8 protein-coding genes are annotated in these 7,872 nt (G+C 76.6%); 4 read left to right on the plus strand and 4 right to left on the minus strand.

What is annotated here, in order from left to right:
• Window positions 1–239: 239 nt before the first annotated feature.
• Complete coding sequence (locus ACFV0G_RS07305; RefSeq protein WP_380543031.1) at window positions 240–1,436, minus strand: NYN domain-containing protein; 1,197 nt, start codon at window positions 1,434–1,436, stop codon at window positions 240–242.
• A gap of 137 nt (window positions 1,437–1,573) precedes the next feature.
• On the opposite strand from ACFV0G_RS07305, the gene ACFV0G_RS07310 reads away from it, so the two are divergent.
• Complete coding sequence (locus tag ACFV0G_RS07310; RefSeq protein WP_380543034.1) at window positions 1,574–2,338, plus strand: calcium-binding protein; 765 nt, start codon at window positions 1,574–1,576, stop codon at window positions 2,336–2,338.
• A 189-nt stretch (window positions 2,339–2,527) separates the two neighbouring features.
• Here ACFV0G_RS07310 and ACFV0G_RS07315 read toward each other — a convergent pair whose 3' ends face one another.
• Both ACFV0G_RS07315 and ACFV0G_RS07320 read right to left on the minus strand, forming a co-directional pair.
• The gene (locus ACFV0G_RS07315) at window positions 2,528–3,553 is read right to left on the minus strand and encodes an aspartate-semialdehyde dehydrogenase (RefSeq protein ID WP_380543037.1); all 1,026 of its coding nucleotides are present in this window, start codon (window positions 3,551–3,553) and stop codon (window positions 2,528–2,530) included.
• Between the two features lie 255 nt (window positions 3,554–3,808).
• Window positions 3,809–4,684: a dihydrodipicolinate synthase family protein gene (locus ACFV0G_RS07320; RefSeq protein ID WP_380543040.1), complete on the minus strand. Its 876-nt coding sequence runs from the start codon at window positions 4,682–4,684 to the stop codon at window positions 3,809–3,811.
• 72 nt (window positions 4,685–4,756) lie between these two features.
• Between ACFV0G_RS07320 and ACFV0G_RS07325 the strand changes: the two genes are divergently transcribed.
• Window positions 4,757–5,644 carry a LysR substrate-binding domain-containing protein gene (locus tag ACFV0G_RS07325; RefSeq protein WP_380543043.1) on the plus strand — a complete coding sequence of 296 codons (888 nt, stop codon included), beginning with the start codon at window positions 4,757–4,759 and terminating at the stop codon, window positions 5,642–5,644.
• Window positions 5,645–5,681: 37 nt separating this feature from the next.
• Here ACFV0G_RS07325 and ACFV0G_RS07330 read toward each other — a convergent pair whose 3' ends face one another.
• Window positions 5,682–6,443, minus strand: coding sequence for a class I SAM-dependent methyltransferase (locus ACFV0G_RS07330; protein ID WP_380543047.1), 762 nt, complete (start codon window positions 6,441–6,443; stop codon window positions 5,682–5,684).
• Between the two features lie 95 nt (window positions 6,444–6,538).
• Between ACFV0G_RS07330 and ACFV0G_RS07335 the strand changes: the two genes are divergently transcribed.
• Complete coding sequence (locus tag ACFV0G_RS07335; RefSeq protein WP_380543050.1) at window positions 6,539–6,985, plus strand: type II toxin-antitoxin system PemK/MazF family toxin; 447 nt, start codon at window positions 6,539–6,541, stop codon at window positions 6,983–6,985.
• Between the two features lie 131 nt (window positions 6,986–7,116).
• A complete protein-coding gene (locus ACFV0G_RS07340; RefSeq protein ID WP_380543053.1) occupies window positions 7,117–7,755 on the plus strand; it encodes an RDD family protein in 639 nt (212 codons plus the stop codon).
• Window positions 7,756–7,872 lie beyond the last annotated feature (117 nt).

Genomic DNA, 7,872 nt, shown 5'->3' on the forward strand with positions numbered 1-7,872 from the left:
GACCTGGCCGCCGCGGTGCACGCCGCACTGCGCGAGCACGGCGGGACGGTCGCCGTCGCCGAGTCGCGGGGGGGCGGCCGCCGCGCCCCCGCCCCCCGGGGCGGGGGCGCGGGTGCCTGCCGGTCGGTGGTGCTCACGACCGAAGACTCTACGCTCCGCGGCGCCCGGACCGGCAACGGGGCCGCCCGGCACGGCGGGTGCCGCTCGGGCCGCGCGCCGCCGGGCCGCGCCGCCCGCCGTCAGTCGTCGGGCAGCGCACACTGGCCGCCGGGCACGCGCAGCGCGAGCTCCTTCCAGAAGCCGTCGCGGATCGCGTACCGGTCGTGCTCGTCGATCTGGTCGTCCTTGTGGGCGAGCAGGCCGAAGCGGGCGGCGTAGCGCAGCAGCTCGCCGTCGAGCCGGTGCGGTATCCGCGGGTAGTCCGTCCACAGCACGGTGAGGCGGTCCACCTGGCCGAGGCGGTCGATCCAGCGGCGGGCGAAGACCTGGCCGACCTCCTGGGCGTCGCCGCCGACGCTGGTGATGTCCTCCTCGCGGTCCGCCCAGCGCGGGGCGGAGTCGGTGAGCTGGGCGAGGGTCGGCAGGCCGTCGCCGGCGGTGGCCGCGGCGGGGGCGGCGGGCGCGGGCGCCGGGTACGGGCGGTCGACCAGGCCGCGTTCGGAGGTCCAGCGCAGCACCGGGCCGCCCAGTGCGGACGGGGCGGCCGGTGCGGCGGCCACGGCCGAGGCGGTGCGGTCGGCGAGGTCCTTGGGGGTGGGGACGACCTTGAGCGCGGCGGCGGGCTGCGGCCGGGCCGGGGCCGGGCCGGGGTGGGCGGCGGCGGGCGGGGCGGAGAGCACGGCGGCGATCTCCGGCGGGGCGGCGGGCGCGGGGAAGGCGGCGGGCAGCTCGCGCAGCCGGGCCCAGCGGTCGATCCAGGCGCGGTCCAGGACGCGCCGCTCGTCCGCCTCGGCGACCAGGTCCTCGGACTGGTTGAAGTCGCCGTCGGCGGCCTGCAGGGCCCACAGGTGGACGGCGACGCCGTGCTCCTTGGCGGACATCACGCCGGGCAGCAGGTCGCCGTCGCCGGTGACCAGGACCACGTCGGAGCAGGCGTGGTTGCGGGCGAGTTCGGTGAGCTCGGCGTGCATGGCCGCATCGACGCCCTTCTGCACCCAGCGGCCCTCGGCGCGGGTCAGGGCGCCGAGCCGGACGGTGACCCGGGGCAGGACCCGCAGCCGGCGGTGCTCGGGCAGCGGGCGGCGGTCGGGGGCCGCGTCGAACCAGTACACCCGCAGCAGCGGCAGGCCCGTCTCGGCCTCGGCGCGCTCCCGCAGCGCGGTGACCAGGACGGTGTGGTCGACGGTCACCCGGGAGCGGGCGGGCTCCCCCGCCAGCAGGCTGGCGGCCGCGCCGAGCAGGTAGCCGGCGTCGACGAGGACGACGGAGCGGTCCACATCCCCTCCTTCGTTCGGGGCGGCCCCCGGTGGGGCGGGGGTTAGGCACTGCCATACCCGGTGGCCGGGCGCCGAACCGCGGCCGCCGGCGGCCGCCGTCCGGAGCACGGCCGGCCTGCGGCGATACTGGGGGCATCATGCGGAAGACTTCCTGGGCGCTGAGCGCGGTGGCGGTGGGCGCGGCAGTGGCCGTGCTCGCGGTGCCCACCATCACGACCGACACCTCGCGCGGCGACACGGCCGTCACCTCCGTCACCGTCAACGGCGGCCGGCCCGTGCTGCTCGGCCCGGACCGGCCGGTGACCTTCCCGGTGGTGGTGCAGGCCCGCGACGGCTCGGGGATCCGCTCGGTGGACCCGATCGGCGTGTGGGGCCCCAACTACGGGGTGCTGAAGGTGAGCCCGATGCGCTGCACGGCGGTCTCGGCGGCCGCGTCCACCTGCCGGGGCACGGTGACGGTCGACCCGGTGCGCAAGCAGATCTTCAACGACGAGGCCGGGACGTGGTTCGTGGACCTGAAGGTCACCGCGAACGACGGCGACCGGTTCGTGGACAAGACGGCGGCCGGCTTCTCGCTGAAGCGGGCGGCGAAGGTGTCCGGCTCGGGGGTGCCGACGGCGGCCGTCCGGCCGGGCACCAGGATCACCGTGAAGGGCTGGCTGGCCCGTTCGTTCTGGACCGACAACCGGTACCACGGCTACCCGGAGGGCGTGGCGTACCTGCAGTTCCGGCCGGCCGGGTCGCACCGCTGGACGACGGTGGCGCGGGACGTCTCGGACGTGTCCGGCACGGTGTCGGCGACGGTGCCGGTGAGCGGCCCGGGGGACTTCCAGTGGTACGCGCCGGGCGACAAGTGGACGGGGGACGCGGCGTCCGCGGAGCTGCCCGTCCGGGTCGGCTGACCCCGGCCGTACCGGCTGCCGGGACGGCGACGGGCCCCCCCCCCCGGGCCGGGGCGGGGGCCGCCCCCCGCGGGGGGGGGGGGGCCCGCGGGGCGGCGGGCCGGCGCCCCCCGGCCGTACCGGCTGCCGGCCCGGCGACGCCCCCGCACCCGCTGCCGGGTCCGGGGCCGCCCGCTGCGGCGGGAGGGGTCAGCCGAGCTCGGCGGCGACCAGCTCGGCGAGCTGGACGGCGTTGAGCGCGGCGCCCTTGCGCAGGTTGTCGTTGGACAGGAACAGCGACAGGCCGTGGTCGACCGTCTCGTCCGCGCGGATCCGGCCGACGTAGGTCGGGTCCTGGCCAGCAGCCTGCAGCGGGGTCGGGATGTCGGTGAGCTCCACGCCGGGCGCGCCGGTGAGCAGCTCGACCGCGCGCTGCGGGGCGAGCGGGCGGGCGAAGCGGGCGTTGATCTGGAGCGAGTGGCCGGTGAAGACCGGGACGCGCACGCAGGTGCCGGCCACCTTGAGCTCCGGGATCTCCAGGATCTTGCGGCTCTCGTGGCGGAGCTTCTGCTCCTCGTCGGTCTCGTTGGAGCCGTCCTCGACGACCGAGCCGGCCAGCGGGACGACGTTGAAGGCGATCGGGCGCTTGTACACCGCGGGCGCCGGGTACTCGACGGCGGAGCCGTCGTGGGCGAGCGCCGCAGCGCCGTCCACCACCTTGCTCGCCTGGTCGTGCAGCTCGGAGACGCCGGCCACGCCGCTGCCGGAGACCGCCTGGTAGGTGGAGACCACCAGGGCGAGGAGTCCGGCCTCCTCGTGCAGCGGGCGCAGCACCGGCATGGCCGCCATGGTGGTGCAGTTCGGGTTGGCGATGATGCCCTTGGGGCGGTCCGCGATCGCGTGCGGGTTGACCTCGGCGACGACCAGCGGGACCTCGGGGTCGCGGCGCCAGGCGGAGGAGTTGTCGATGACGACGGCGCCCGCGGCGGCGACCTTGGGGGCGAGCGCCTTGGAGGTGGCGCCGCCGGCCGAGAAGATCACGATGTCCAGGCCGGTGTAGTCGGCGGTGGCCGCGTCCTCGACCGTGACCTCGGTGTCCTTCCACGGCAGCGTCCGCCCGGCGGAACGCGCCGAGGCGAACAGCCGCAGCTGCTCCACCGGGAAGTCCCGTTCCGCCAGGATGCTGCGGACGACGCCGCCCACCTGGCCGGTGGCACCAACGATGCCGATCCTCATCCTGCTCCTCCTGAAGTGTCGTGCGCGCGTCCGGTCGTACCTGATCGGTCGTGCCGATCGCGGCCGCGCCCTGCCATCATGCCTTGTCAGACGGGCACCGTGCCGGGCCGTCCCACGCAGTGGGCGGGGCGCCGGACGGGGCCGCGGGCCCGGGCCGCAAGCCCCTGCGGGCGATGCGGGCCGGGTCGGGAAGAACTGCGGGGCGCCCCCGGTGCGGCGGGGATTCGTCCGTAATCGATTCGCCCCCGAACGGCGTCAGGGCGCCAGGGCGTCAAGCGCCGCCAGCACGGGCGGCACGCGGTCGGCCGGGGCGGGCAGCAGCGGCAGCCGGACGTCCGCGGTGGGGATCCGGCCCAGGGCGTGCAGCACCGCCTTGACCAGCGTGGGGTTCGGCTCGGCGAAGACCGCCGCGGAGAGCCGGGCCAGCCGGTGCCCGAGCGGCCGGGCGCGCTCCGCGTCGCCCTTGCGCCAGGCGTCCGCCAGCTCGGCGAACCGGTCGGTGGCCAGGTGCGCGGAGGCCAGGATGCCGCCGCTCGCGCCCATCGCCAGCAGCGGCGACAGGAACACGTCGTCGCCGGCCATCACCCCGGCCGGGCCGTCGCCGAGCAGCTCGACGGTGTCCTGGTCGAGGGCGCCGGGCGCGTACTTGATCCCGGCGACGCCGGGCATCGCCAGCAGCTCGCGCAGCGCCGCGGCGCCCAGCGGCTGCGCCGTCCGGTACGGGATGTGGTAGACGACCAGCGGCACCGGGCTGCGCTCGGCCAGGTGGGCGATGTGGGCGAGCGCGCCGGCCTCGCCCGGGCGGACGAAGGAGGGCACCGCGACCAGGGCGGCGTCCGCGGTGCCGGCCAGGCCGGCGAGCGACTCGGCGGCGCGCCGGGTGTCGTTGCCGCCGGCGCCGACGGTCAGCGGCGCGCCGTACGCGCGGCAGACCTCGGCGACCGCGGCGACCACCGTGCGCCGCTCGTCCTCGGAGAGGGTGGCCGGCTCGCCGGTGGTGCCGAGCGCGACCAGGCCGGCCGCACCGCCGTCGAGGGCGTCGCGGGCCAGGCCCGCCAGGGCTTCGACGGCCACCGTGCCGTCCGCGGCGAAGGGCGTGACCAGGGGGACGTGGATCCCGTGGAGTTCCATGCCGATCAGCCTGCCGCCCGCGGATCGTGCAGGTCCAGTTCACGTTTGTGACGCTTCTCGTAAGCTGGGCCGATGCTCGATGTCCGCCGTCTGCGCCTGCTGCGCGAGCTCGCCCACCACGGCACGATCGCCGCGGTCGCCGAGGCGCTCGCCTTCAGCCCCTCCGCCGTCTCGCAGCAGCTGTCCGTCCTGGAGCGGGAGGCCGGGGTGCCGCTGCTGGAGCGGACCGGCCGGCGGGTGGCGCTCACCCCGGCCGGGCTCGGCCTGGTGCGGCACGCCGAGGCGGTGCTGGAGCGCCTGGAGCAGGCGGACGCCGAACTCGCCCACGCCCGGCGCGGACTGGCCGGGCCGCTGCGGATCGGCACCTACCCGTCCGCGGCCCGCGCGATCGTGCCCGCGGCGGTCGCCGAACTCGCCGCCCGGCACCCCGGGCTGGAGCCGATGGTCGCCGAGGTCGACCCGGCGGGGGTGGCCGCGGCGCTGCGCGCCGGGGAGCTGGACGTGGCCCTGGTGCACGAGTACGACCTGGTGCCGGCGGAGCCGGAGCCCGGCCTGGCGCTCACCCAGCCGGTCTTCACCGAGCCCATGTACCTGGCGGCGGGCACCGCGGGCACCGTCGCCGAGCACCGGGACTCGCCGTGGATCATGGCCCCGCAGGGCACGCTCTGCCACGCCATGGCGCTGCGGGCCTGCCAGGCGGCCGGGTTCACCCCGCGGGTGCGGCACCGGATCGACGACTTCACCACGGTGCTGGCGCTGGTCGCGGTGGGACAGGGGGTCGCCCTGGTGCCCCACCTCGGCCTGCCCGCCGGACCGCCGCCCGCGGGCGTGGTGCTGACCCGGCTGCCGGTGTACCGGCGTACCCGCACCGCCTTCCGCGCCGGGGCCGCCGCCCACCCGGCGGTCGCGGCGTTCACCGCCGCCCTGCACACGGCCGTCCCGGCCGGGCTGCGGAGCTGACGGCCGGCCTGCGCAGCCCGCGGGCGGCCGCGCCCGGTCAGGCCGGCTTGCGGAGGTCGAACAGGGTGCGGGTGGAGTGGGCGACGAACGGGCCCTCGGACGCGATGAGTTCGTGCAGGTCGTGCAGGCGGTCGCGGTACTGCTCGACGGTGAAGCCGGGCACCATCCAGATCACCTTGCGCAGGAACCACACCACGGCGCCGATGTCGTGGAACTCCACCCGCAGCCGCTCGAAGCGCAGGTCGGCGACGGTCAGCCCGGCCGCCTCGGCGGCGGCCCGCTCGGTGTCCGGGTGGCGGCCGCGGCGGACGGCCTCCGGCTGCGGGCCGAGGAAGTACTCCACCAGTTCGAAGACGCTGGAGTGGCCCACATGCTGGGCGAGGTAGGTCCCGCCGGGGCGCAGCACCCGGGCGATCTCCTCCCAGTGCACGGTGGCGGGGTGACGGCTGCTCACCAGGTCGAACGCGCCGTCGGCGAACGGCAGCGGCGGCTCGTCCGGGTCGGCGACGACCACCGCGCCGAGCGGGTGCAGCAGCCGGGCGGCCCTGGCGACGTTCGGCGGCCAGGACTCGGTCGCCACCGCGGTGCGCGGCAGCGGCCCGGCGCCGGCCAGCACCTCGCCGCCGCCGGTCTGGATGTCCAGCGAGGCCGCGGCCGCGCCCAACCGCTCGCCCAGCAGGCGCTGGTAGCCCCAGGAGGGGCGCTGCTCGGTGGCCCGGCCGGCCAGCCAGGAGAAGTCCCAGCCCTCCATCGGGGCGGCGGCCGCCTCGGCCACCAGGTCGTCGAAGGTACGTGTCATGGCCCGATCCTCCTCCGGCACCGGGCCGCGATCCACTCGATATCCGCACGAACCGTCCTCCCGCCGGTGCCCCCGCTGCCGCTACCCTTCGGGCCATGGCAGAGCTGATCAACGAGGACGTCCCCGGCCGCTTCGGCCCCGACGCGACCGTCGAGGTCGAGGCGTACGAGGTGGGCGCCGTCCGCACGGAGTACTCCCCGAAGCACGACGGCGACCCCGACCCGGGCGAGATCGTCTGGACGTGGGTCCCCTACGAGGAGCGGGACGGCCGCGGCAAGGACCGCCCGGTGCTGGTGGTGGCGCGCGAGGAGGGCGGCAGCCTGCTGGCCGTCATGCTCTCCAGCAAGGGCCACGACCACGACGCGGACTGGGTGCCGATCGGCGCCGGCCCGTGGGACCGCTCGGGCCGCGACTCCTGGGTCGCGCTGGACCGCGTGATGCGGGTGTGGGACGGCGGGATGCGCCGCGAGGCCTGCGCGCTGGACCGGGCCCGCTTCAACCTGGTGGTGGACAGCCTGCGCCGCCGCTACCGCTGGTCCTGATCCGACGTCATCCCGGTGGCCGCGCGGCACCGCCGCGGCCACCGGGGCGGTAACGATTGGCGGATCGTCTTCCCCCGACCCCCGCATCCCGGTAGAACTGCCTCCACGACCAACGACCGGGAGTGCGGAGCATGAGCAGCAACAACCCGCCGGGCTACGGCTATCCGACGGACCCCCAGCAGAACCCGTACGGCCAGCAGCCGCCGGCCCCCGGCTACGGGACTCCCCCGCCGTACGGCCAGGCCGGCTACGGCACCGCGCCCGGCGCACCCGGATACGGCCCGCCGCCGGCCGGCCAGCAGGCCTGGCCGCTGTGGCTGACCCCGCCCGGGCAGTACAGCGGGCCGCCGGCCCCCGGCACCCGGATACTCGCCTCGGCCGGCGACCGCTTCCTGGCCCGGCTGATCGACACCGCCGTGCTGCTGATCCCGATCATCGTGGTGACCTCGATCCTCGGGGCCTCGGTCATCGGCGACGTCTTCGCCGGCCTGGTGATCTTCGGCTACGAGGCGGCCATGCTGCTCACCCAGCACGGCCAGACCGTCGGCAAGAAGGTGATGAAGCTCCGGGTGGTGGACGTCGCGAGCGGCGGCCGCCCGGCCGACAACGCGTTCTGGATCCGCGCGGCGGTCTACGGCCTGCCCGGCGCGGTGTACTGCCTCGGCTCGCTGTTCCAGCTGCTCAACTGCCTGTGGCTGCTGTGGGACAAGCCGCTCCAGCAGTGCCTGCACGACAAGGGCGCCAAGACCCTGGTGGTCAAGGAGGGCTGAGGCCCCCGGCGCACGGACGGGGGGGGGCCCCGCCCGGCCCCACTGCCGGGGGCCGCCCGGCCCGGCGCCCACCAGCCGCCCCCCACCCGCGCGCCCTCGCACCAGCTCTCAGGGCAC

The organism is Kitasatospora sp. NPDC059571 (assembly GCF_042735675.1).
Taxonomy (GTDB): Bacteria; Actinomycetota; Actinomycetes; order Streptomycetales; family Streptomycetaceae; genus Kitasatospora.